The sequence below is a fragment of the Pseudooceanicola endophyticus genome (genome assembly GCF_018760365.1).
In the GTDB taxonomy this organism is placed as follows: domain Bacteria; phylum Pseudomonadota; class Alphaproteobacteria; order Rhodobacterales; family Rhodobacteraceae; genus Pseudooceanicola; species Pseudooceanicola endophyticus.
In genome coordinates, this window is the sequence record NZ_JAHIAB010000003.1 from 405,135 (window position 1) to 429,196 (window position 24,062).

21 protein-coding genes are annotated in these 24,062 nt (G+C 65.8%); 10 read left to right on the forward strand and 11 right to left on the reverse strand.

Going from position 1 to position 24,062, the window contains the following annotated elements; translation table 11 throughout:
- Window positions 1–13: 13 nt before the first annotated feature.
- The 5 genes from ntrX to dusB all read right to left on the reverse strand — a co-directional run bounded on the left by ntrX (window position 14) and on the right by dusB (window position 7,357).
- A complete protein-coding gene (gene ntrX / locus KM176_RS08230; protein ID WP_160893257.1) occupies window positions 14–1,438 on the reverse strand; it encodes a nitrogen assimilation response regulator NtrX in 1,425 nt (474 codons plus the stop codon).
- Window positions 1,439–1,445: 7 nt separating this feature from the next.
- Window positions 1,446–3,719, reverse strand: coding sequence for a sensor histidine kinase NtrY-like (locus KM176_RS08235; RefSeq protein ID WP_160893259.1), 2,274 nt, complete (start codon window positions 3,717–3,719; stop codon window positions 1,446–1,448).
- A 121-nt stretch (window positions 3,720–3,840) separates the two neighbouring features.
- Window positions 3,841–5,214: a response regulator gene (locus tag KM176_RS08240; protein ID WP_160893261.1), complete on the reverse strand. Its 1,374-nt coding sequence runs from the start codon at window positions 5,212–5,214 to the stop codon at window positions 3,841–3,843.
- Window positions 5,214–6,350 carry a two-component system sensor histidine kinase NtrB gene (locus tag KM176_RS08245; RefSeq protein ID WP_160893263.1) on the reverse strand — a complete coding sequence of 379 codons (1,137 nt, stop codon included), beginning with the start codon at window positions 6,348–6,350 and terminating at the stop codon, window positions 5,214–5,216. The genes KM176_RS08240 and KM176_RS08245 overlap by 1 nt, the downstream gene beginning before the upstream one ends.
- Entirely contained in the window at window positions 6,347–7,357 is a 1,011-nt protein-coding gene (dusB, locus tag KM176_RS08250; RefSeq protein WP_160893265.1) for a tRNA dihydrouridine synthase DusB, read from the reverse strand. Before dusB ends, KM176_RS08245 begins: the two co-directional genes overlap by 4 nt.
- Window positions 7,358–7,540: 183 nt before the next feature.
- Here dusB and KM176_RS08255 point away from each other — a divergent pair, with 183 nt between their 5' ends.
- From KM176_RS08255 to KM176_RS08265, 3 genes are read left to right on the forward strand one after another with little or no spacing between them, the layout of a single operon-like run.
- Window positions 7,541–8,665 (forward strand): bifunctional 2-C-methyl-D-erythritol 4-phosphate cytidylyltransferase/2-C-methyl-D-erythritol 2,4-cyclodiphosphate synthase, encoded by a 1,125-nt coding sequence (locus KM176_RS08255; RefSeq protein ID WP_160893267.1) that lies wholly within the window; start codon window positions 7,541–7,543, stop codon window positions 8,663–8,665.
- Window positions 8,662–9,159 (forward strand): phosphatidylglycerophosphatase A family protein, encoded by a 498-nt coding sequence (locus tag KM176_RS08260; protein WP_160893269.1) that lies wholly within the window; start codon window positions 8,662–8,664, stop codon window positions 9,157–9,159. Before KM176_RS08255 ends, KM176_RS08260 begins: the two co-directional genes overlap by 4 nt.
- A 10-nt stretch (window positions 9,160–9,169) precedes the next feature.
- A complete protein-coding gene (locus KM176_RS08265) occupies window positions 9,170–9,658 on the forward strand; it encodes a CinA family protein (RefSeq protein ID WP_160893271.1) in 489 nt (162 codons plus the stop codon).
- Window positions 9,659–9,662: 4 nt separating this feature from the next.
- Here the strand turns inward: KM176_RS08265 and KM176_RS08270 are convergent, their stop codons facing one another.
- Window positions 9,663–10,112: a type II toxin-antitoxin system RatA family toxin gene (locus KM176_RS08270; RefSeq protein WP_160893273.1), complete on the reverse strand. Its 450-nt coding sequence runs from the start codon at window positions 10,110–10,112 to the stop codon at window positions 9,663–9,665.
- 95 nt (window positions 10,113–10,207) lie between these two features.
- On the opposite strand from KM176_RS08270, the gene hpt reads away from it, so the two are divergent.
- Together hpt and KM176_RS08280 are read left to right on the forward strand one after the other, a co-directional pair.
- Window positions 10,208–10,747, forward strand: a complete 540-nt coding sequence (gene hpt / locus KM176_RS08275; protein WP_160893275.1) for a hypoxanthine phosphoribosyltransferase — start codon at window positions 10,208–10,210, stop codon at window positions 10,745–10,747.
- Window positions 10,748–10,913: 166 nt separating this feature from the next.
- Complete coding sequence (locus KM176_RS08280; RefSeq protein ID WP_202397775.1) at window positions 10,914–11,822, forward strand: c-type cytochrome; 909 nt, start codon at window positions 10,914–10,916, stop codon at window positions 11,820–11,822.
- A 135-nt stretch (window positions 11,823–11,957) separates the two neighbouring features.
- Here the strand turns inward: KM176_RS08280 and lipA are convergent, their stop codons facing one another.
- Complete coding sequence (gene lipA / locus KM176_RS08285) at window positions 11,958–12,908, reverse strand: lipoyl synthase (protein ID WP_160893277.1); 951 nt, start codon at window positions 12,906–12,908, stop codon at window positions 11,958–11,960.
- A gap of 263 nt (window positions 12,909–13,171) precedes the next feature.
- Between lipA and KM176_RS08290 the strand changes: the two genes are divergently transcribed.
- Window positions 13,172–13,717 (forward strand): peroxiredoxin, encoded by a 546-nt coding sequence (locus KM176_RS08290; protein ID WP_160893279.1) that lies wholly within the window; start codon window positions 13,172–13,174, stop codon window positions 13,715–13,717.
- Between the two features lie 60 nt (window positions 13,718–13,777).
- On the opposite strand, the gene KM176_RS08295 is transcribed toward KM176_RS08290, so the two are convergent.
- Complete coding sequence (locus KM176_RS08295; protein WP_215558769.1) at window positions 13,778–14,686, reverse strand: LysR substrate-binding domain-containing protein; 909 nt, start codon at window positions 14,684–14,686, stop codon at window positions 13,778–13,780.
- A 161-nt stretch (window positions 14,687–14,847) separates the two neighbouring features.
- Window positions 14,848–15,669 carry a DUF6456 domain-containing protein gene (locus tag KM176_RS08300; protein ID WP_311136147.1) on the reverse strand — a complete coding sequence of 274 codons (822 nt, stop codon included), beginning with the start codon at window positions 15,667–15,669 and terminating at the stop codon, window positions 14,848–14,850.
- Window positions 15,670–16,200: 531 nt separating this feature from the next.
- Between KM176_RS08300 and KM176_RS08305 the strand changes: the two genes are divergently transcribed.
- Complete coding sequence (locus tag KM176_RS08305; protein WP_160893285.1) at window positions 16,201–16,482, forward strand: DUF6477 family protein; 282 nt, start codon at window positions 16,201–16,203, stop codon at window positions 16,480–16,482.
- On the opposite strand, the gene KM176_RS08310 is transcribed toward KM176_RS08305, so the two are convergent.
- Complete coding sequence (locus KM176_RS08310; RefSeq protein WP_160893287.1) at window positions 16,483–18,027, reverse strand: trimethylamine methyltransferase family protein; 1,545 nt, start codon at window positions 18,025–18,027, stop codon at window positions 16,483–16,485. It lies immediately after the preceding gene.
- A gap of 195 nt (window positions 18,028–18,222) precedes the next feature.
- Here KM176_RS08310 and KM176_RS08315 point away from each other — a divergent pair, with 195 nt between their 5' ends.
- From KM176_RS08315 to KM176_RS08325, 3 genes are all read left to right on the forward strand, one after another.
- A complete protein-coding gene (locus KM176_RS08315; protein ID WP_160893289.1) occupies window positions 18,223–19,449 on the forward strand; it encodes an MFS transporter in 1,227 nt (408 codons plus the stop codon).
- 126 nt (window positions 19,450–19,575) lie between these two features.
- Window positions 19,576–21,141: a glutamine-hydrolyzing GMP synthase gene (gene guaA, locus KM176_RS08320; protein WP_160893291.1), complete on the forward strand. Its 1,566-nt coding sequence runs from the start codon at window positions 19,576–19,578 to the stop codon at window positions 21,139–21,141.
- Window positions 21,142–21,474: 333 nt separating this feature from the next.
- Window positions 21,475–22,647 carry a tyrosine-type recombinase/integrase gene (locus KM176_RS08325; RefSeq protein ID WP_446000305.1) on the forward strand — a complete coding sequence of 391 codons (1,173 nt, stop codon included), beginning with the start codon at window positions 21,475–21,477 and terminating at the stop codon, window positions 22,645–22,647.
- 164 nt (window positions 22,648–22,811) lie between these two features.
- Here KM176_RS08325 and KM176_RS08330 read toward each other — a convergent pair whose 3' ends face one another.
- Window positions 22,812–23,825 (reverse strand): sigma-70 RNA polymerase sigma factor region 4 domain-containing protein, encoded by a 1,014-nt coding sequence (locus tag KM176_RS08330; protein ID WP_160893293.1) that lies wholly within the window; start codon window positions 23,823–23,825, stop codon window positions 22,812–22,814.
- Window positions 23,826–24,062: the final 237 nt, after the last annotated feature.

A 24,062-nucleotide genomic window follows, 5' to 3' on the forward strand; every position in this document is an offset into this window, starting at 1 on the left:
CGCGCCGGGTCCGTCATTCCGCGGCGGTGCCGGTCTCTTCCATGTCGTCATACTGCGCGATGCGCCCGCCGGAGCGGCTGGTGGTGACCACGTTCAGCGACTTCAGCTTGCGGTGCAGCGCCGAGCGCTCCATGCCGACGAACTGAGCGGTCTTGGAGATATTGCCGCCAAAACGGTTGATCTGGGTCAGCAGGTATTCCCGCTCGAAGGCCTCACGGGCTTCGCGCAGCGGCAGCATGGCCAGCGCGCCCGAGATCACGACCCGGCCGTCATCGACGCCGCGCCGCTCCTCGTCGCCGGGTACTTCCTCGACCGGGATCTCTCCGCTGCCCTCGCCCAGGATCAGGATGCGTTCGATCACGTTGCGCAGCTGGCGCACGTTGCCGGGCCAGGCCAGCGTCTGCATGAGCGAGGCCGCCTCCTCCGAGAGCGCGCGTTTCGGCAGGCCCTGGCTGCGGTGCAGCACCTCGATGAAATGGCGTGCCAGCAGCGGCACGTCCTCGCGCCGCTCCGAGAGCATCGGCACCCGGATCGGCACCACGTTCAGCCGGTGATACAGCTCTTCGCGGAAGCGCCCGGTGAGGATCGCATCCTCCAGGTCCTGGCTGGTCGAGGAAATCACCCGCAGATCCACCCGCACCTTGTCCGAGCCCCCCGCGCGCAGGAACTGCTGGTCCACCAGCACCCGCAGGATCTTCGACTGGGTGCCCAGTGGCATGTCCGCCACCTCGTCGAAATAGATCACCCCGCCATGGGCCTGTTCCAGCAGGCCCGGTTCGATGCCGCGCTCTGCGGTCTCGCGGCCAAACAGCACCTCTTCCATGCGGTCGGCTTCGATCTGGGCGCAGTTGACCACGACGAAGGGCGCCTCCGCCCGGGCGGAATTGGCATGGACGTAGCGCGCCGCCAGTTCCTTGCCCGAGCCCGGCGCGCCGGTCAGCATCACCCGGCCATTGGATTTCGTCACCTTGTCGAGCTGGGAGATCAGGCCCCGGAAGGCCGGGCTTTCGCCGATCATCTCGGAGGCCTCGCCGCCCTGGCGCTTCAGGGCGGAGTTTTCCCGGCGCAGGCGGCTTGCCTCCATGGCGCGGCGGATCACCACCAGCAGCTGGTCGATGTTGAAGGGCTTCTCGATGAAGTCGTAGGCGCCCTGCTTGATGGCGGCGACCGCGATCTCGATATTGCCATGGCCCGAAATGATGATGATCGGGATGTCGGGATAGTCGCGCTTCACCGCCTTCAGGATGTCGATCCCGTCCATCTCGCTGTCCTTCAGCCAGATATCCAGGATCATCAGGGCGGGCGGCGTGCTGCGGACCTCTGCCATGCAGGTGTCGCAATTGCCGGCCATCCGCGTGGCATAGCCTTCATCCTGCAGGATATCCGAGATCAGTTCCCGGATGTCGCGTTCATCGTCGACGATCAGAATATCCGACATCTTACCCTCATACCTCTAACTTATCTGCTTTTTCTGACGTTTCCGTGTCCCGGTCCACGTCCGCGCCGGTGGCGCAGAGAACCAGCCGGACCACGGCCATGGCGCCTCTGTGGGCACCTTCCTCGAAGGCGGGCGCATCCTCCAGGGACAGCGTTCCGCCATGTTCCTCGATGATCTTCTTGACGATCGGCAGCCCCAGCCCGGTGCCCTTGTCCCGGGTGGTCACATAGGGCTCGAACAGCCGGGCGCGGTCTTCCGGCAGGCCGATGCCGTTGTCGGCGATCCGGATCACCGCCTGGGGATCGGCGGTGCGGCCCTCCTCCACGTCCAGCGTCACGCGGATCTGCGGCGACCAGCCGCCGGGCATCTTCTCGGTGCGGGTGGTGATGGCCTCGCCCGCGTTCTTCATCAGGTTGGTCAGCGCCTGGTTGATCATCGTCGCATCCAGCGAGGCGATCAGCGGCCCCTCGGCCAGCGCCACTTCGAAGCTGACCTCCGGCTGGCCGCTCTGCTGCAGCAGCACCGCGTCGCGCAGCAGCTTCGCCAGGTCCTCGGGCTTGCGCTGCGGCTCGGGCATCCGGGCGAACTTGGAGAATTCGTCGACGATTCGGCGCAGGTCGTCGGTCTGGCGCACGATGACATCGGTCAGGTTCTGAAGGTTGCCGTCCTGCTCGGCGTCCAGGTAGCGGCCGAACTTGCGGCGGATACGTTCCGCGGACAGCTTGATCGGGGTCAGCGGGTTCTTGATCTCATGCGCGATGCGGCGGGCCACATCGCCCCAGGCCGCCATGCGCTGCGCCGCCACCAGGTCGGTCACGTCGTCGAAGGCCACAACGTAGCCCTCGCCCTCTCCTTCGGCATTGCGGCGCGTTGCCATCCGGACCAGCAGGTTCTCCAGCGTGCCGCCCCGGCTGACGCGGATCTCTTCCTGCACCACTTCGCGGTGCGAGGAGACCAGCTCGGCAAAGAGCGGGGCGAATTCCGGCACGGCTTCGCCCACCATCAGGGCCTGCTTGCGTTCGTGCCAGTCCAGCAGCCGTTCCGCCGAGCGGTTGACGAAGGTCACCCGCCCCTCCGCATCCAGCCCGACCACGCCCGAAGTGACCGACCCCAGCACGCTGTCGAAAAGACGGCGGCGTTGCTCGATCTGGTCGGTATTGCTGAGCAGTTCTTCGCGCTGATGACGAAGTTCGCGCGTCATGTGGTTGAAATAGCGGGACAGTTCCGAGAATTCGTCATCCCCGCCATCCTCGTAGACCCGCACGTTCAGATCGCCCGCACCGACCTGCTGCGCCGCCGCCGTCAGACGCCCCACCGGGCGCGAGAGCCGTTCGGCAAACCACAGGCCCAGCCAGATCGCGGCCAGGATCAGGATCACCGCAAAGCCGAGGTAAAGCAGCGCGAATTCGAACAGCACGCGGCCCCGTTCGTGTTCCAGCTGCTGGTAAAGGCGTACCGTCTCCTGGGTGTTGTCCAGAAGGCTCAGGATCTTGCCGTCGACTTCCCGGGTCACGTAAAGGTAACGGTCGGGGAAGCGCTTGAGCGCCACGAGGGCGCGGAATTCGTTGTTGTCCCAGTCCTCGATGACGGCCAGACCACTCTGGCGGGCTTCCTTCATCTGCGGCTCGGTCGGCTTGTCGTAGTCGAAAAGGTAGGACCGGTCGCCGCGCGCGCGGATCTCTCCGGCGCCGTCGATCACATAGGCCTCGCGCAGGCCGCGCTGGATCTGCGACTGGCCGGAGGTCAGAACCTGCCGCAGTTCACCGTCGCCGACGTAGAACGAGGCATCGCGCGAGGAATCCAGCAGGTTCGCCAGCGCATCGGCATCCTGCACCAGATCGTCGCGGTGCTCTTCCTTGTAGGCCTGCGCCGCCTCGAGCGAGGTCCCCACCACAGAGCGCACCCGCTGAGAGAACCAGCCTTCCAGCCCGATGTTGATGGTCAGCGCGGCAAAGACCGCGACCGAGACGGTCGGGATCAGCGCCATCAGGGTGAAGACCCCGGTCAGCCGCAGGTGCAGTCGCGACCCGGCGGACTGCGCCCGCCGCGCGGCGATCATCCTTGCCACCCGTTGCAGCACCAGCGCCGCCACGACGATGACATAGACCAGGTCCGCCAGCAGCACGAGGCGCAGCGAAGAGGCCGAGGCCCCCTTGTCCAGGGGGCCCAGCACCATGAATGTCGAAAGCACGAGGACGGGGCCGAGAAGGACCAGACCCAGGGTGGCAAAATTCTGCCACTTGCGCAGGCGCCGCAGCTGGATGATGCGGCTCCCGCTCATGTGTCGTGTTCGGGCCGCCACAGGCCACTCCCGCCCTCATGTGGCATCAGGGACGCCAACCGCCATATTTTGTGGCCGTTACGAGGTTATGTCCCCGATCGGCCACGGTTATGTGGCGATTTTACATCAACTTCCGACGGCGTGTCACGCGAATATCCAGATCGGTGATTTTCTTGCGCAGCGTATTGCGGTTGATGCCCAGCAGGTCGGCGCATTTCGCCTGGTTGCCCCCCGTCGCTTCCAGCGCGATCTCGATCAGGGGCATCTCGACCTCCTTCAAAATACGCGCGTAAAGGCCCGGAGGCGGCAGCATGTTGCCATGCAGGTCGAAGTAGCGGCGCAGATGGCGCGCCACGGAGCCCGAGAGCTTTTCGCTCTCGCCGCCACCGCCCGACAGCAGGGGTTCGGTCTCGGGCTGATTGCCCAGCACGCTTTCCACTTCGGCGCGGCTGATCTCGTCCGTGCGGGCGGTCAGCACCAGACGGCGGATCGCATTCTCGAGCTGGCGCACGTTGCCCGGCCAGGAATAGGTGCGCATCATCTCCAGCGCGTCCTCGGCCAGGTAGCGGCGCATCGCCCCTTCCCGTTCGGTGCGCTGCAGGAAGTGATCGACCAGCAGCGGGATGTCGTCGACACGCTCGCGCAGCGCGGGCACGTTGATGGTGGCGCCGGTCAGGCGATAGAACAGGTCCTGGCGCAGGCGCCCCTCTTCCATGGCGCGGTTCAGATCGGTCTGCGAGGTCGCCATGAAACGCGGCAGGGTGTCGGCGGGCCCATCCATCATGCGCACGATGCGGGCCTGCACCTCCTGGTCGATATCGGCGATCTCGTCGAACAGGATCGTGCCGCCCTTGGCGCGCGCCAGCACGCGGGCCGGGCCTTCCAGATCCGTCAGATCCGAGGCCGAGACGGCCACGAACGGCAGGTTGCGCCGGTCCGAGAAATCGTGAATCGCCTTGGCGATCAGGGACTTGCCGGTGCCGCTTTCACCGGCGATCAGTACCGGCAGATCGGTGTTCATCACCCGCGCCACCAGACGGTAGAGCGATTGCATCCCGGGCGTGCGGCCAACCAGCGGCAGCTCGTCGGGGCGCTCCTTCTCCTCGATCGGGCCCTTGGCAGGGACGCGCTGGCGCTGTTCCAGCGCGCGGGCGGTGCGCTTCATCAGGTCCGGCAGATCGAAGGGCTTGGGCAGGTAGTCGTAGGCCTGGGCCTCGGCCGCCTGGATGGCGGTCATGATGGTGTTCTGCGCCGAGATCACGATCACCGGCAGGCCGGGACGGTCGTGGGAGATCTTCGGCAGCATCTCAAGGCCATTGCCGTCGGGCATCATGACATCGGAGATCACCACGTCGCCCTTGCCCTCGCCGACCCACCGCATCAGCGTGGTCAGGGAGGACGTGGCGTGCACCTTGCAGCCCGCACGGGTCAGCGCCTGGGTCAGGACCGTGCGGATGGTGCGGTCGTCGTCCGCGACCAGTACAGTGCCGTCCATCAGTTATTCTCCTTGTCGATAAGTTCTTTGGGTGCGCGCGGAAGCGAAATCCGGAACACCGTCTTGCCCGGCACGGAGGAGACCGAGATCCACCCCTCGTGATCCGAGATAATCTTGCTGACCAGCGCCAGGCCAAGGCCGGTGCCGTTCTCGCGCCCCGAGACGAAGGGTTCGAAAATGTCGTTGGCGATCTCGGGCGGCAGGCCCGGGCCGTCATCCTCGATCTCGATCTGCAGCGGCAGGGAACGCCCCTTGCCATCCGCGCGGCGCAGCCGGAAGGAATGTTCGAAATAGGTGTGCAGGCGGATCCGCCCGCCTTCCTTGCCCGCTGCCTGCGCGGCGTTCTTCAGCAGGTTCAGGATCACCTGAAGCAGCTGGTCCGGGTCGCCCAGGCTGAGCGGCAGCGAGGGGTCGTAATCCTCGACGATCTTCATGTTGGCGCCAAAGCCCAGCTGGGCCGAGCGGCGCGCGCGGTCCAGCACGTCGTGCAGGTTGACCGGCTTGAAGTCCGGCAGGGTCAGGTTGCCGAACTGTTCGACCTGCTCCAGCAGCTTCACGATGCGGCGGCTCTCGGCGACGATCAGGTCGGTCAGCTCCCGGTCCTCGGCCGAAAGGCCCATCGAGAGCAGCTGCGCCGCGCCGGTGATGCCCGCCAGCGGGTTCTTGATCTCATGCGCCAGCATCTCGGCCATGCCGATGGCCGATTTCGCCGCCGATTTCACCGAATGGTCCTGGGTCATCCGGCCCGCCAGCTCGCGCGGGGAAATCAGGAAGATCATGAAGCCGGGATGCATCGCCAGCGGCGCGATCTGAAGGTTGCAATGCAGCGGAGAGCGTTCGCCCGTGCCGACATCCACATCGTTGACGAACAGCGGAGAGGAGGTTTCCCGCGCCCGGGTGAAGGCATCCTCCAGCGGGCTGTCCACCATCACCCGTTCCCAGACATGCTGGCCGCGGATCGACTTGGTCGAGGTGTTGAGGAACCCTTCCGCCGCCGAGTTGATCGAGACGATCAGGTCGTTGGGGTCCAGCAGCAGCGCCGGAACGGGAAGCGAGGTCCAGACCTCGCTGTTTTCCACCTCGTCCACGACGGCGGTGATTTCATCTGTGTCGGCTTCGAGCACGCGCGAATTCATGCCGCGGCCACCTCCGGTTGGTTGGTATTATTGCAATTGGGACCGGCCGCGAGCGCCTCTGGCAGCAGCGAAAGGACCTCGGCCGGGTCGGTGGCGCGCAGCAGGCGCCCCCGCAGATCGGCGCCGGTCGCGGCCTCGTCCATGTACCAGCCCAGGTGCTTGCGGATCACCCGCCGCCCCAGGTCCAGCCCGTAAAATGTCAGCGCGGCCTCGTAATGGGCGCAGACCATGTCGGCAAAATCCGGCGCCTTCGGCGCCTCGGGCACCGGGGCGCCGCGCAGGCCGGCGGCGACCTGCGCCAGCAGCCAGGGCCTGCCCTGCGCACCGCGCCCGATCATCACCCCGTCCGCGCCCGAGAGCGCCAGCGCGCGCTGCGCGCTTGCCGTATCCACGATGTCGCCATTGGCGATCACCGGGATCGAGACCGCCTGCTTCACCGCCGCGATCGCCGCCCAGTCCGCCTGCCCCTTGTAGAATTGGCAGCGGGTGCGGCCATGGACGGTGACCATGCGCACGCCCGCCGCCTCGGCCCGGGCTGCGATCTCGGGCGCGTTCAGCAGGGCGTCGTCCCAGCCCAGCCGCATCTTCACGGTGACCGGCACCTCGACCGCATTCGCCACCGCCTCGATCAGGCGCAGGGCGTGGTCGGGCTCCTTCATCAGCGCCGATCCGGACAGGCCGCCGACCACCTTCTTGGCGGGGCAGCCCATGTTGAAATCGATGATCTGCGCGCCCTGATCTGCGACCATGCGCGCGGCCTCTCCGGCCCAGTAGGGATCGCGCCCTGCCAGCTGGACCGAAGTCGCACCGGCCCCGAAGCCAAGCTCCGCGCGCTCGCGCACGCCGGGCTTGGCCTGCACCATCTCCTGGGAGGCCACCATCTCGCTGACCACGAGGTCGGCTCCGAAGCCCGCGACTAGGTCGCGGAACGGGCGATCCGTGATTCCCGCCAGCGGGGCAAGGCAAACCGGGGGCAACGAGGACGTGAACGGAAGGGCTTCGACCATGCTCAAACCTTGGGCAACAGCCTAACGTTTAGACCAGACGTAGGCATCAAACAACAAAGCTGGCCGTTTGACCAGCGTCTTCAACGGCGACATGCATAGTTTTTAATCAAGTCGCAAGTCATCCCGCGCATTGCCCTTGGGCCGGGCTGCCCCTATTCCAAGGGTCCAGGACAGGGAGCGCGCATGACCGACGCAGCCATTATCGTCGCCGCCGGGCGCGGCACAAGGGCCGGAGGGGATATTCCCAAGCAGTGGCAACCACTTGCCGGACGGCGGGTGGCGGACTGGACGATTGACGCGATCCGGGCCGCGGGTCTGTCGCCGGTGGTGATCGTGCTGCATCCCGAGGAGCTGGACGCGCCCGGCCTGCCCGCAGACCTGATCCGCGTGGCCGGTGGCGCGACCCGCGACGCCTCGGTCCGGGCCGGTCTGGCCGCTTTGGACCCGGATCGTGTCGAAAACGTCTTGATTCACGATGTCGCCCGGCCCTGCGTGCCGGTCGCGGTGATCGAGGGCGTGCGCAGGGCGCTGCAAACCGCCGAGGCCGCCGCCCCGGGCCTGCCGGTGACGGATGCGCTCTGGGTCGGGGCCGATGGGGCCGTGGCCGGCATCCAGCCGCGCGACGGGCTGTTCCGGGCACAGACCCCGCAGGGCTTTCGCCTGGCGCCCCTGCTGGCCGCCCATGCGGCGCATCCCGGCGGGGCCGCCGATGACGTGGAGGTCGCGCGCCATGCCGGCCTTTCCGTCACGATCACACCCGGGCATGAAGACAACCTGAAGATCACGCACCCCGGAGATTTCACCCGGGCAGAGAAGATCCTGAGAGGACAGATGGACATACGGATGGGCAACGGCTTTGACGTGCACGCCTTCGAAGAGGGCGATCACGTCTGGCTCTGCGGCGTCAAGGTGGCGCATGACAAGGCGCTGAAGGGGCATTCCGATGCCGATGTGGGGATGCATGCGGTGACGGATGCGATCTACGGCGCATTGGCCGAGGGCGATATCGGCCGCCACTTCCCGCCCTCCGATCCGCAATGGAAGGGTGCGGCCTCGCATATCTTCCTGCGTCACGCGGTGCAGCTGGCCGCCGAAAAGGGTTTTCGCATCTCCAATGTCGACTGCACGCTGATCTGCGAGCGCCCGAAGATCGGGCCACATGCCGCCGCGATGCAGCAGGTCATGGCCGAGATCATGGGCATGGAGGTCGCACGGGTCTCGGTGAAGGCCACCACGTCCGAGCGGCTGGGTTTCACCGGACGTGAAGAGGGGATCGCGGCGATTGCCACCGCGGTATTGATCGCATGAAACTGTCGCATCTCGTTGCCACCTTCGCCGGTGTCGGCCACCTGAAGCCCGCGCCGGGCACCTGGGGGTCGATCGCCGCCCTGCCCGTCGCCTGGGTCCTGTCGCTGATCGGCGGCCCGCTGCTGCTGGCCATTGCCGCCGTGGCGCTGTTCTTCGCCGGCCTCTGGGCCACCCGGGCCGAAACCGCCGGCAAGGCCAACCACGACCCCTCAGAGGTCGTCGTGGACGAGGTCGTCGGCCAGTGGATCGCCTTCTTTCCGGTGGTCTTCGGCGCCTGGCACGTGGGCTTTCCGCTGATCGACCTGTGGCCGGGCTGGGTGACGGCGCTGCTGGCGTTCCGCCTCTTCGACATCTGGAAACCCTGGCTGGTGGGCCGGGCTGATCGCCGCGACGATGCCGTCGGCGTGATGCTGGATGATGTCTGGGCGGGGATCTTCGCCGCCGTGGTGGTGGTCGCCATGGCCGCCTTCTTCCACCTTGTCGTGATGCGATAGGAGACCTCTGATGCCACGCGCCGACGATAGCCTTGCCGCCGCCACCCTCGCCGCCTGCCGGGCCGCGAAACTGCATGTGGCCACCGCCGAAAGCTGCACCGGAGGGCTAGTCGCCGGGGCGCTGACGGATGTGGCGGGCAGTTCCGACGTGGTGCTGGGCGGTGTCGTCTCCTACTCCAACGACGCCAAGATGCGGCTTCTCGGGGTACAGGAGGCGACGCTTGCCGCCCATGGCGCGGTTTCGGAAGAGGTCGCGGCCCAGATGGCCCTGGGTGCCGCGCAGGCCCTTGGCGCCGAGGTCGCGGTTTCGACCACCGGGATCGCGGGTCCGGGCGGCTCCGAACACAAGCCCGAAGGCCGGGTCTGTTTCGGCATCGCCAGCCCTGCGGGCGTGCGCACGGAAACCGTCGAATTCGGCCCCCGGGGCCGCGCCGAGGTCAGGCAGGCCAGCGTCGAACATGCGCTGACGCTGATCCTGACCACGGTGGAAACGCTCTGATCGCTTAGGCGCGGCCGTACAGCTCGGCCGCGCGGCGCTCGAAGGCGCGCACGATGCGCTGCATGGCTTCGTTGAAGACCATGCCGATGATGCCCTGAAGCACCGCGTTCTTGAATTCGAAATCGACGAAGAAATCGACCTCGCAGCCGCCCTCGGCCTCGCGGAAGGCCCAGTTCGACTTCATGTAGCGGAACGGCCCGTCGAGATATTCCGTGTCGATCTTCCACTCCTGCGGCCAGAGCACCACGCGGGAGCCGAACTTTTCCCGGAACACCTTGAAAGAGATCACCAGATCCGCGTCCATCACGTCGTGGTCGCCCATCTGGGTCACCTTGCGGATGCGCGCTGCGGCGCACCAAGGCAGGAATTTCGGGTAGGATCCCACGTCGGCGACGAGGGCATACATCTGCTGTGCCGTATAGGGAAGCTTGCGGGTTTCTGAGTGGGTTGGCATATCGCCCCCTGAAGTCGGTCCTGGAACGCGCACACAGGCGTGCTTGGGGGCCTCATGTCTTACACTGCGCCCGGATATTCAAGGGGGAAGCCGCGATGTCGCGTCCGTATGTCATCGACCAGATGATCTCAGCCAAGGAAATTGCCGCCCGGATCGAGGCGCTGTCGAAGGAGATCCGCAAGACCTTCCCCGCCGGCGAGCGGCTGGTGGTCGTGGGCCTGCTGCGCGGCTCCTTCATCTTCATCGCCGACCTGGTGCGCGAGCTTCAGGACCGCGAGGTCGAGGTCGATTTCCTTGAGGCCTCTTCCTACGGCAATGCCATGGAAAGCTCTCGTGAGGTGCGCATCCTGAAGGACCTGCGCGGCGAGATCGGCGGGCGCAACGTGCTGGTGGTCGAGGACATCGTCGACACCGGCTACACGCTGAGCCACGTGGTGGCGCTGCTGAAATCGCGCGAACCCAAGCAGCTGAAGACCATCGCGCTGCTCGACAAGCCCTCGCGCCGCGAGGTGGATTTCCGCGCCGACTGGATCGGCTTCGAAATCCCCGACGAATTCGTCGTCGGCTACGGCATCGACTATGCCCAGAGCAACCGCAACCTGCCCTATATCGGCAAGGTGCGCTTTACCGACTGATCAGCCGGAGCCGGGCGTCCCCGGCGGGGTGCCCGCGCCCACCGCCCCGCCGAAACCGGTGAGGAGCTGCCGGAATATTGCGCAGATCACGATTTCGTCACGGATACGGGATTGCGATGTGATCGACAGCCGTTAAACCTTTCGTGAGCGGGCCGCGGGGGCCCGGATGAGGGACCTTGCGGTGCGCAACCTGCTGCTTCTTGTCGTGCTTCTGGCGGTGATCGGTGCCGCCGGCGCCTGGGTCCTGACCGGGCCGCGCAAGCTGGAAAGCGATGCGACGGCGGGACTGTCCGGCGATCCGGTCCATGGCGAGGAGGTCTTCTATGCCGGGGGCTGCGCCGCCTGCCATGCCGCCCCGGGGGCCGAGCCGGGCGCGGCGATGCTGGTGCTGTCCGGCGGGCGGTCCTTCGAAACCGCCTTCGGCACCTTCTACGCGCCCAACATTTCCCCCGACCCGGCAGCCGGCATCGGCGCCTGGAGCCTGCAGGACCTGGCCAATGCGATGAAGCGGGGCGTGACGCCGCAGGATACCCATCTTTATCCCGCCTTCCCCTACACCACCTATACCCGCGCGAGCCTGCAGGATATCGCGGACCTTTTCGCCTTCCTGAGGACCCTGCCCGCCGATACCACCCCCAGCCAGCCGCAGCAGGTCGGTTTTCCCTTCAGCCTGCGGCGCGGCATCGGCGCCTGGAAGATCCTCTACCTGAACGCCAGTTGGGTCGAGGATGCGCCGACCCCGGAGCTGGAACGCGGTCGCTACCTTGTCGAGGCCCTGGGCCATTGCGCCGAATGCCACACGCCGCGCGACGCCCTGGGCGGGCTGGAGCGCGATGCCTGGATGGCCGGGGCGGCAACCGCCGATGGCAAGGGCCGGGTGCCGAACCTGACCCCGGCGGCGCTGAGCTGGACCCAGGAGGAGATCGCGGAATACCTCGGCTCGGGCTTCACACCGGAGTTCGACGTGGCGGGGGGCGAAATGGCGGAGGTCGTGCAGAACCTCTCGCATCTGAGCGAGGCGGACCGGATGGCGATCGCGGCCTATGTGAAGGCCCTGCCGGCGGTCGCGGACTGAAAACGCGCCGGGGGCGCTGCCCCCGTCCGCCTGTGGCGGACTCCCCCGAGGTATTTGGAACAAGAAAATGAGGCGGGGGAACGCATAAGGCCGCCCGGGTGGAGGGGCGGCCTTTTCGATTCCGGGAGGGGTGGTTCAGGCCTGGCCGAGCTTTTTCAGGCGGGCGTCGCGCAGGCGGGCGAAATCATCGCCGGCATGGTAGCTGGAGCGCGTGAGCGGCGTTGCCGAAACCATCAGGAAGCCCTTGCCCCAGGCCGCCTTTTCGTAGCCGGCGAATTCCTCGGGGGTGACGAATTTCTCCACCGCGTGGTGCTTGGGCGTGGGTTGCAGATACTGGCCGATGGTCAGGAAGTCGATGTCGGCGGCGCGCATGTCGTCCATCACCTGCAGGACCTGCGGGCGTTCCTCGCCCAGGCCCACCATGATGCCGGACTTGGTGAAGATGGTCGGCTCCATCTCCTTGACGCGCTGCAGCAGGCGCAGGGAGTGGAAGTAGCGCGCGCCCGGGCGCACCGAGGTGTAGAGGCCCGGCACGGTTTCCAGATTGTGGTTGAACACGTCGGGGCGTGCCTCGACCACGGTTTCCAGCGCCGAGGGGGCGCATTTCAGGAAGTCCGGGGTCAGGATCTCGATCGTCGTCGTGGGCGAGCGATGGCGCACGGCGCGGATGGTCTGGGCGAAATGTTCCGCCCCGCCGTCATCCAGGTCGTCGCGGTCGACCGAGGTGATCACCACGTGGTTCAGCCCGAGCTTTTCCACCGCATGGGCGACGCGGCCCGGCTCGAAGGCATCCAGCGCATCGGGGCGGCCGGTGGCGATGTTGCAGAAGGTGCAGCCGCGGGTGCAGATGTCGCCCATGATCATCATGGTGGCGTGACCCTGGCTCCAGCATTCGCCGACATTGGGGCAGCCGGCCTCTTCGCAGACCGTGACGAGCTTGTTGTCCCGCATGATCTTGCGGGTCTCGGCATAGGCCTTGGAGGTGGGTGCCTTGACGCGGATCCAGTCTGGCTTTTTCGGCTGGGCGTTGTCCGGGCGATGCGCCTTTTCGGGGTGGCGCTGCTCGGGGATCTTCAGGTCGCGCATGATCTGGCCTTTCCTTTCGGATTGGCCCTACCATAGTCGCGCAAAAGGGGAAGGACCAGCGGGACATGACCGGGTTGCGTCAGGCGCATATCCGTTATGCAGGTGCAGAAACGGCCCGGCCCCCGGCGTCGCAACGCCCTGATTTCAGGCAGGGTCGGCAAAGGCGCCGCTGCGCTGCGGAAAGCGCCTTGCGATCAGTTTTGAATAATTCTAGAAAATTTCCGAGTCTTATTCTGTGACTTTCAATGATCGAGGACATCTTCATGCAACCCGGTTCCAAACTTCCCGAAGTGACCTTCCGCACCCGCGTGCGCGACGAAAGCGTGGGCGGCCCGAACCCGTTCCGCTGGCAGGACATGACCACTTCTGACTACTTCGCGGGCAAGCGCGTCGTGCTGTTCTCGCTTCCCGGGGCCTTCACGCCCACCTGCTCGACCTACCAGCTGCCGGGCTTCGAAAACAACTTCGCCAAGTTCCAGGAACTGGGCGTCGAGAAGATCTACTGCATGTCCGTCAACGACAGCTTCGTGATGAACCAGTGGAAAAAGGCCCAGGGCATCGAGAATGTCGACGTGATCCCCGATGGTTCGGGTGAATTCACCCGCCGCGTCGGCATGCTGGTGGCCAAGGACAACCTGGGCTTCGGCATGCGCTCCTGGCGCTATGCGGCCATCATCAACGATGGCGTCGTCGAAGCCTGGTTCGAAGAGCCCGGCATCTCGGACAACCACGGCGAGGATCCCTATGGTGAATCCTCCCCCGAGAACCTGCTGAAATACCTGGAGGAAAAGAAGGTTTCGGCCGCGTAAGCGCCTGCCTTTCCAGGACCATCACGAAAGCCCGGGGACCTGCGTCCCCGGGCTTTTGCGTTACCGCGTGGCCGTGACCAGCACCTCGCCGACCTCCGACAGGATGCGGGTCAGGCTGCGCACCCAGCCGTCCTCGGGGCCGGTGGCGCGGCTGGCAAGGGCGATGGTACGGGCGGGTTCGGGTTCTGCGAAGCGGCGCAGCTCCAGGTCGCGGGCCTCAGAGGACAATGCCAGTTCCGGCAACAAGGTCAGCCCGAAGCCCGCCGCCACCAGCCGCGTCAGCGTCGCAAGCGAGGAGGCGCCCATGTTGATCTGCGCATGGCCCCTGCCCCGACCGCAGACCTCAAGCGCCTGATCGGTCAGGCAGTGGCCGTCCTCCAGCAGCATGAGCTGCGCCGGGCCGATCTGGTCGGGCCGCAGCGCTTCGGTGTCCAGCGTGGCCAGCCGCGCGGGCGATCCGGCCAGCAGGAAGCGATCCTCGAACAGCGGTTGCAGGCGCAGCCCGTCGGAATCCTCCAGCGGCAGGGCCAGGACCACGGCGTCAAGCTGGCCGGCGCGCAGTTCCGCCAGCAACCGGGCGGTCTTGCCCTCCTGGACCTGCACCGAAAGGCCGATGTCGCGGGACCGGATCGCGGCAAGCGCGCCGGGCAGCAGGTAGGGCGCCACCGTGGGAATGATGCCGAGGCGCAGGTCCCCGGCCAGACCCTTGTTCCAGCGTGCCATGTCCTCAAGGCTGCGCAGCTCACCCAGGACGCGCTCTGCCTGATCCAGGATCCGTCTCCCGAAGGGGGTCAGCACGACATCGCGGGTGCGGCGTTCGACCAGCGGCGCGCCGAGAGAGGCCTCGAGCTCGCGGATCTGGACGGAAAGCGCGGGCTGGCTGACGTGGACGGCCTCGGCGGCGCGCCCGAAGTTGCGGTGCCGCGCGAGGGACTGGAAGTAGCTGAGCTGTCGGAAGGTGATGGCCATAGGATCCGGTTATCGCCTTTCCGCGAATTGGGCAATGAAAGCGATGGAGAGGCCGCAGCGACGCACCGGGCAAGCGGCTTGCGCCGTGAAAATGGCGGCAGGACCCGGGTGAGGTCCGCCGCCGATTGTTTCCGAGATTGTTTCCGGAACTGCCGTGTATCTTAACCAATCAGCCCGCTGTCACTGGGCTGGGCCGCGTAATGCCGGTGCAGACGTTCGAGGGCGATCCGCAGCACGATCTTGCCCGAGCGCGCCGACCAGCCCATCTTGCGCTCGGCGGTCTCCAGACCCTCCAGGTGGCAGCAGCAGCGCAGGGCCACGTCACCAAGGCCCGGCCCCAGTTCCCGCAGCGCCTCCGCCACGCGTTTGCGGGCGCCTTCCGGGCCGCGCGGCCCCAGGCCCGAGCCCTCTGCGCCCGTGATGCCGGCGGTCATGAAGCGGCCCCAGTCCTGGGTCACGCGCGGGCCCATCTGGGCCAGTTCGAAATCCTCGCGCAGGCGCTCTCCTGCGCGCAGATGCTCGGCGCGCAGGAAGGGGGTTCCATCGCGGTCCCGGCGCCGCGCCAGCGCCGCGATCGGCGTGTCGGACTGGTAGCTGCGCCCCCGGGCGCCCTCCTCCTCCGCGTCGTCCTCGGCCACCGGCTGGGCGCCGCGCATGTCGAAGCTTGCCATCCCCTCCGCAAAGCCCCGGGCGGCGTTTTCCTGCTGCGCGACCAATTGGTTGAGGGCCGTCCGCCCGGCCGAAGTGATGTGGTAGCGCGACACCCGGCCCGGGCTGGCGCAGGCAATCCATTCCTTCAGCGCCAGGGCTTCGGCCAGGCCGCGGTCGATCACGTCCAGTCGGTCCGCCGCGCCGGTTCCGGTATCGCGCACCAGGACGGCCTTTTCCATTTCGGCAGCGACGGCCAGCACCGTCGCGGGCCGCAGCATCTGGCGCAGCACCGGCAGCGCCTGGCGCAGCAGCGCGGCTTCAGAAACCGGCACTGACGTCCGAAAATCCTGGTTGAAAGTCGCCTTCATCTTGCATCGCTCCATGTCAGGCGATCCCCCGGACCGGACATCCCCGTCCCGGCCAAGGCGATCAAGCGCGCGCCCCACCAGGGGGTCGTCGCGCAGGGTTTCGAAGCGCCGGATCTGTCGCAAGACGGTCGAAGCGTGGCAGCCCGCCTCTCGCGCCAGCTGGCGAATGGAAACCCCGTCCCGCACGTGGGCGATGTAGTAATGTACCACTTCCGGAAGCCAGTCTGGGGCCTCGGAAGCGGCCGGGAGATCGGATGCAGACATAACGACAGCCTGTTGGCATTGCTCGATATTTGGGGTTGTCCCCAAGCTTGTCCACATAACAGGGCGGTATAGTTTCCAAGAGGTTAATTATTAACCCCGCAACCAATAATTGTTTCGATTTGATAAACTTATCTAACCCCACCGCGCGCATCGTATCAAAGCACGCAACACTCAGCGTGGTTGCATCCTGTCAGATCCGGACCCGTCCGGCCCAGACCACAGGAGATGACCATGCAGGATCTGACCACCATGCTTGCCACCCTGCGCCGCCCCGGCCTTCTGGTGCGCGCCGCCACCCATGCCGCAGCGGACTACCGCCGCGAGCGCGACCTGGCGCGGCTCCTGGGCAGCGAGGCGCTGCCGCGGCGCGGCGTGCTGCTGATGCAGCTGATGGCGCTGGAAAGCGACCTCAATCATGCCCGCAAGCAAAGGCGCGCGGAATATTCCCCCGCGCGCCACGTCGAAATCCTGGCCTCTCTGATCGCCGAGGCCCGCCAGGACGCCGCCGCCTGATCAGGAGAAGGCGTCGGGCATCTCGGACTTGCGGCGCGCCACGAAGGCCGCCAGCGCCTCCGAGACGGCGGGATCCATCTGCGGCTGCTGGTACGTCTCCAGCATCTTGCGCACCTTCGCGGCGGCCAGGGCCTGGGTGTCGCGGGCGCCCTCGTCCATCCAGGTCTCGAAGGGCTTGTTGTCGAGCACCTCTGAGCGCCAGAAGGCGGTCTGGAAATGCCGCTGGGTATGGGCGCAACCCAGGTAGTGGCCGCCCGGCCCGACCTCTCGGATCGCATCCATCGCCTGGCCTTCCTCGTCCCAGCTGACCCCCTGCGCAATGCGGTGCAGCACGCCCAGCTGATCGGCATCCATGACGAACTTCTCGAAGGAGGACACCAGCCCCCCTTCCAGCCAGCCGCAGGCATGGAGCATGAAGTTCACGCCCCCCATCAGCGCCGCATTCAGCGTGTTCGATGTCTCGTAGGCCGCCTGTGCATCGGGCAGCTTGGAGCCGCAGAGCGCCCCTCCGGAGCGGAACGGCAGGTTCATCCGCCGCGCCAGCTGGCCGGCCCCGTACAGGATCTGGCTGGCCTCGGGCGTGCCGAAGGTGGGCGCCCCGGAATTCATGTCGATCGAGGTCACGAAGGCGCCGAAGATCACCGGCGCGCCGGGCCGGATCAGCTGCGAATAGGCGACGCCCGCCAGCACCTCGGCCAGCACCTGAGTCAGCGTCCCCACCACCGAGACCGGCGCCATGGCCCCCCCGACGATGAAGGGCGAGATGATCGTCGCCTGCATGTTGGCGGCATAGACTTCAAGCGCCCCCATCATCGTGTCGTCGAAGGTCAGCGGCGAGTTGATGTTGATGAGCGAGGTCATCACCGGCTGCGAGGTCGCGATTTCATCCCCGAACAGGATCTTGCACATGTCGACACTGTCCTGGGCCCGTGAAGGTTCGGTGACCGAGCCCATGAAGGGCTTGTCCGAAAGCGTCATGTGGGCATGGATCATGTCGAGGTGGCGCTTGTTCACCGGTACGTCGGTCGGCTCGCAGACCGTGCCGCCGGAATGGTGCAGCCATTTCGACATGTAGCCCAGTTTCACGAAGGTGCGGAAATCCTCCATCGTGGCATAGCGGCGCCCGCCGTCGAGATCGCGCACGAAGGGCGGGCCGTAGACCGGTGCCAGGACCAGGGACTTGCCGCCGATCTCGACATTGCGCTCAGGGTTGCGGGCCAGCTGGGTGAAGCGCGCGGGGGCGGTGGCGCAGAGCTGGCGCGCCAGGCCGCGGGGGATGTGCACCCGCTCGCCCTGAACATCGGCGCCGGCCTCTTTCCAAAGCGCCAGAGCCTTCGGATTGTTGACGAAATTGACGCCGATCTCTTCCAGAACCGTTTCGGCATTGGCCTCGACGATCTCAAGCGCTTCTTCGGGCAGCATCTCGTAATTCGGGATCTTGCGTTCGATGAAGCGGGCGGTGTCGAAGCTGACCGCGCTGCGGGCGGCACGCCGGGCAGCGCCGCCGCCGCCTCGGGTTCTTCTGGGCGCGGGTGCATCGTTCATCGGCCTGCTCCTCTTCTGCTGGTCGGGACTCCCTGTGCCACAGTTTATACCGGGCGGGCACCTGCCCCCGCGTCGCATGCGGCATCGGCGATGCAAAAACGACACCCCGATGGTCGCGGGCGACCTGCGGTCCGGTTGCGTCGGGCGAGGTTCCGCGTACCGTCCCCGGACCCGCGAATCGAAAGACCCTGCCCGATGATGACCAACCGCACCCGAGCCGGCCGCTGGGCCTGGGCCGCCTTCACCGCCGCCGCGCTGTTCTTCCTCTACGAATTCGTCGCCCGCGTCGCCCCCAGCCTGGCACCCGAGGCAATTGCGCGGAAATTCGGCCTTGGCAGCACCGGGTTCTCGACCCTTTCGAGCCTGTTCTTCTGGGTCTACGCGCCCATGCAGATCATCGTCGGACTGGCGCTGGACCGGCTCGGTGCGCGCCGCCTGCTGGTTCCGGCCATCGCCGTCTGCGCCTGCGGCATGGCGCTGTTTTCGCTGGCCCCCACGGTGGTTCTGGCCGGGATCGGGCGGATGATGACCGGGCTTGGCGCCAGTTTCGGTTTTGTCGGCGCGCTCTACGTGGTCAATCACCGCTTCCCGCCCCGGCTGTTTGCGCTGCTCTCGGGCGTGGTGAACGCGCTTGGAATGCTGGGCACGGCCATCGGCGCGGTCTGGCTGTCGGAGACGGTGCAGGCGCTTGGCTGGCAGCCGGTCTTCCTGGGCATCGCGCTGGCGGGCGCGGCGCTTTTCCTCTTTGCGCTGCTGGCGCTGCATGACGGCGACGATGCGCCCGAGGTGCATCCCGATCCCCATCCCCTCGCCCCGCTGAAGCCGCTTCTGCGGGATGGCCGGGTCTGGCTGATCGCGGTGCTGGGCGCGCTCTATTACATGCCGGTCAATGTCTACGGCGGGCTCTGGGGCAAGGCGCAGATCCTGCAGGACCGGGGCCTTGGGGACAGCGCGGCGGAACTGGCGGTGTCGATGATCTTCTGGGGCATGGCTGCGGGCAGCATCGGTGCCGGCGCCCTGTCGGACCGGCTGGGCCACCGCAAGGCGCTTCTGGTCCTCGGCGCGCTGCTGACCACCCTGTGCTACGCCGCCGCGCTGTTCCTGCCGGGCCTGGGTCTGGTCACGCTGTCGGGGCTGCTGTTCCTCGCGGGGCTGTTCAACGGTGCCCAGATGCTGACCTTCGCCATGGCCAAGGAAGGCCACCGGGCCGAGGTCTCGGGCACCGTGATCGCCTTCGTCAACATGATCGGCATCGGCGGCGCGCTGATCTTCCAGCCGCTGGTGGGCCTGCTGCTGGATGCCTCGGGCGGGGTTTACGGGCCGGCGATGATGACCATTCCGGGCTGCACGCTGCTGGCCGCGCTGATGGCCCTTGTGCTGCGCGACAAGGTGCATCCGGACCACGCGATCGACCCGTCCTAAACCGCCGGAAAGCGGGCCGATTTTCCGCACACCTCCGATCAGCCCTGCCGATGTTGCAGGGCCGATCTGCATCCGTCCTGCACGTGAAGGCTTGCGCGTGCCCGCAACTGGTTCTATGGCGTCGCCATGCTAGAGACATCCCACGACCGCCTCCTGATCATCGACTTTGGTTCCCAGGTGACGCAGCTGATCGCGCGCCGCCTGCGCGAGCTGAATGTCTACTGCGAAATCCACCCCTACCAGAACGTGACTGCCGCCTTCCTGGAAGAGTTCGCCCCCAAGGCGGTCATCTTCTCCGGCGGGCCGGATTCGGTCGTGCGCGAGGGCTCGCCCCGCCCGCCGAAAGAAGTCTACGCCATGGGCGTGCCGATCCTGGGGATCTGCTACGGCCAGCAGGTCATGATGCATGACCTGGGCGGCATGGTGGAAGCCGGCGAAAGCCACACCGCCGAATTCGGTCGCGCCTATGTGGCCCCGGCTGATGCCAAGCTGCCGCTGCTGGGCGGCTGGTTCCTGGAAGGCCGCGAACAGGTCTGGATGTCCCACGGCGACCATGTGTCGAAGATCGCTCCCGGCTTCGAAGTGTACGGCACCTCGCCCGGCGCGCCCTTCGCGATCACTGCCGACGTCGTGCGCAACTTCTTCGCCGTGCAGTTCCACCCCGAGGTGCACCACACCCCGAACGGCGCGACGCTCTACGAGAACTTCGTCAAGCTCGCAGGTTTCAAAGGCGACTGGACCATGTCCGCCTACCGCGAGGAAATGGTTCAGAAGATCAAGGACCAGGTGGGGGATGCGAAAGTCATCTGCGCGCTTTCGGGCGGCGTCGACAGCTCGGTCGCGGCGGCCCTGCTGAACGAGGCCATCGGCGACAACCTGACCTGCGTCTTCGTCGATCACGGCCTGCTGCGCCTGAACGAGGCCGACGAAGTCGTCGGCATGTTCCGCGACCACATGAACCTGAACGTCATCCATGCGAAGGAACAGGACCTGTTCCTGGGCGAGCTGGAAGGCGTTTCCGATCCGGAAACCAAGCGCAAGATCATTGGCAAGCTGTTCATCGACGTGTTCCAGAAATACGCCGACCAGATCGAGGGTGCCTCGTTCCTGGCCCAGGGAACGCTTTACCCGGACGTGATCGAGTCGGTCTCCTTCTCGGGTGGTCCCTCGGTCACCATCAAGTCGCACCACAACGTCGGTGGCCTGCCCGAGAAGATGGGCCTGAAGCTGGTCGAACCGCTGCGCGAGCTGTTCAAGGACGAGGTCCGCGCGCTTGGTCGCGAACTGGGTCTGCCCGACAGCTTCATCGGCCGTCACCCCTTCCCCGGTCCGGGCCTCGCGATCCGCTGCCCCGGAGAGATCACCCGCGAGAAGCTGGAGATCCTGCGCAAGGCGGATGCGGTCTATATCGACCAGATCCGCAAGCACGGCCTCTATGACGAGATCTGGCAGGCCTTCGTGGCGATCCTGCCGGTCAAGACCGTGGGCGTGATGGGCGATGGCCGCACCTACGACTACGCCTGCGCCCTGCGCGCCGTGACCTCGGTCGACGGCATGACGGCGGATTACTATCCCTTCTCCCACGACTTCCTGGGCGAGACCGCGACGCGGATCATCAACGAGGTCAAGGGCATCAACCGGGTGACCTACGACATCACGTCGAAGCCGCCGGGCACGATCGAGTGGGAATGAACCCCGGTCTGGCACCGACAGGTAGTCACCGGCAGAAAATCACATCTAAGCCCGCGTCATTGCGGGCTTTTTTGTTTTCTGGTGCTGCACTGACTGGCACGGCCCGGCACGCCCAAGCAGAAATTTTTCATGGCATAAAAGATGGTATTCTTTGGCCTGATGCCATGGGGTCAGACCAATACCATGAAGGCCAGATCACAAGCGCCATGGTATCAAAATCCCACAAGGTATTGATATAAAAAGAATAGCCTCTGAAAATCACCCGTTTCGGTTCATGGTATTTTGAGGCTGGGAGATGCCTCGCCATGCTGACCGCGACCTGCGCTGCGCAAACTGAAAGCTCAGGACAAGCTCTACAAGGTCAATGACCGCGATGGGCTCTATGTCGCTGTGACGCCCGCAGGCGCGATCTCCTTCCGCTACAACTACGCCATCCACGGGAGGCAGGAGACCGTCACCTTCGGACGCTATGGCGCAGGCGGCATCACCCTGTCAGAAGCGCGGGAGCGGCTGAACGAGGCCAAGAAGCTGATCGCCGCTGGCACCTCGCCCGCGAAGGAGAAGGCCCGCGCGAAGGCCCAGCTTCGCGGCTCCGAAACCTTTGCCGAATGGGCGGAGAACTGGCTGCGCGGCTACCAGATGGCCGACAGCACCCGCGATATGCGCCGCTCGGTCTATGACCGTGACCTGAAGGCGAAGTTCGGTGGCTGGAAGCTGGCCGAGATCACCCATGAGGATCTCCGCGGCCATCTCGACGCCATCGTGGAGCGCGGGGCACCGGCAACGGCGGTCCATGCGCGTGAGGTCGTCTCTCAGGTCTTCCGTTGGGCCATCGAGCGCGGCCAGAAGGTCGAGAACCCCGCCGATCAGGTGCGCCCCACCTCCATCGCCAAATTCGAGCCCCGAGACCGCGCCCTGACGCCCGAGGAGATCGGGCTGATGTATCGCTACCTCGAACGCGTCCCGACCGGCCCGTCCTTCCGCGCGGCAACCAAGCTCCTCCTGCTGACGATGGTCCGCAAGAGCGAGCTCACCAACGCCACCTGGGACGAGATCAGCTTCACCGACGCCCTCTGGACGATCCCCAAGGAGCGGATGAAGCGCCGCAATCCCCATTTGGTGTTCCTGTCCCGGCAGGCCCTCGACATCTTCGTGGCGCTGAAGACCTTCGCGGGCGGCTCGGATTACGTCCTGCCCTCGCGCTATGACACCGACGCCCCGATGAGCAGCGCCACCCTCAATCAGGTGCTGACCCTGACCTACAAGGCCGCCCAGAAGGACGGAAAGCCCCTCGCGAAATTCGGCCCCCACGACTTGCGCCGGACGGCCAGCACCCTGCTGCACGAGGCGGGCTACAACACCGACTGGATCGAAAAATGCCTCGCCCACGAGCAACGCGGCGTGCGCGCGGTCTACAACAAGGCCGAATACCGCGAGCAGCGCGCCGAGATGATGCAGGACTGGGCCGACATGATCGACGAGTGGACCGGGCGCGGAAATGCGTAACTGCTTAGTTGCGTGATTATGCGGTTACGGAACCGCAGAACGACGCGACTACGCAGATACGCAGATACGCAGATACGCAGATACGCAGATACGCAGATACGCAGATACGCAGATACGCGTCGCACCTCCCCCTGAACACTGCAATAGAAATAGCTGCCCGCCGTTCAGCCACGCAAAAGCAAGTGCCTGAACCCCTTCGGGATGGTCTTCAGCGCCTTGGATACTGCCTGGCGCTCGACGCCAAGCCTTTCGGCGATTTCAGCATGGCTGAAATGCGCGCGCTCCAGGATCAGGATCTGCTTCTTCCGATCTGTCATCCTCGCGTCGACAAGCCGACGGGCATGCTGGCGGAGCTCGGCCTCATCGCCAGCTCTGAGGTCATTTTCTTCGACATAGCGGTGGTAGTAACAATCGGTGAGCGGATCTCCCGTCTGGGCCAAAACCATGCGCCTGACGCCAGCCTGTCGGCTTAACCGCTTCAGTTCCTGGTCGAACCACTCCAGCGAGCGCATCGCACGTCGATAGGCAGGGTTTACGCGCCACGCGGCCTTCAGCTCGTCTCGCAGCTGCGGACGATGCGCGGAGCAGTAATAGGTACTGAACTTCAGCTTTTCTTCAGGGTCGCTTAGTGCGGCGGGCATGACGCCTTCGCTGATTTCGCTGAACTCTGCGAGCGCTCCGCAAAAGCGACAGTATCCCGTGTAGCGCCTGCGGTTGAGCCGTCGGGCTGCAAGCCCCTCTCCTTGTACCACCGGACGTTCGGGCGGCTTCCACGCGCAAGCACGGAGCAGATCGACAAGCGTTTCCAGCGTTGCGATCAACTCACGATCCGGCTCAGTCCCTTCGCCAGAGCGTGTCACGAGAGACTTGAGCAGAAGATGCTGCGCCTTTGCGGCGGCACGGTAGCTGCCCAATTCGGCAAGCGCCTCGCTGAACGCCTTGCCGTCCCAAGCCCCCAAGATGAAGCGTCGGCTGATGATAGGAGAGCTGGCAACCAGAGCCGCCACGGCGGGATCGATCAAGTCTTCAAGCAGCCGGTCCAGATGCCAGATGTTCGCAGTCCCCTTGGCCGCAGAAAACGGCCCCCAGCCGCGCTGCAATTCAGCAACCGCCGACGCGAGCTTCGGGTCGCATCCGTCCCAAATCGAAATGACCGGAAAATTTCCCATGGCAACCATTATGGACACATACAGGGGGGAGACAACCTTCGTCTTTCGGCAACATCCGGCTCCATACCGCAAAGAGAAATGGAGACCCAGAGATGGACCTCAACGGCAAAACACTCATCAACCGCAGGTGTTGATTTCCACCCAGAACTGACCCGGGAGCGCGCGTAATTTCCATTGAGAATTGACCCATGTGACCCTCCCCGCGACGCAGCTTGCAGCGGGGGATTCCGGAGTGATCCACATGGG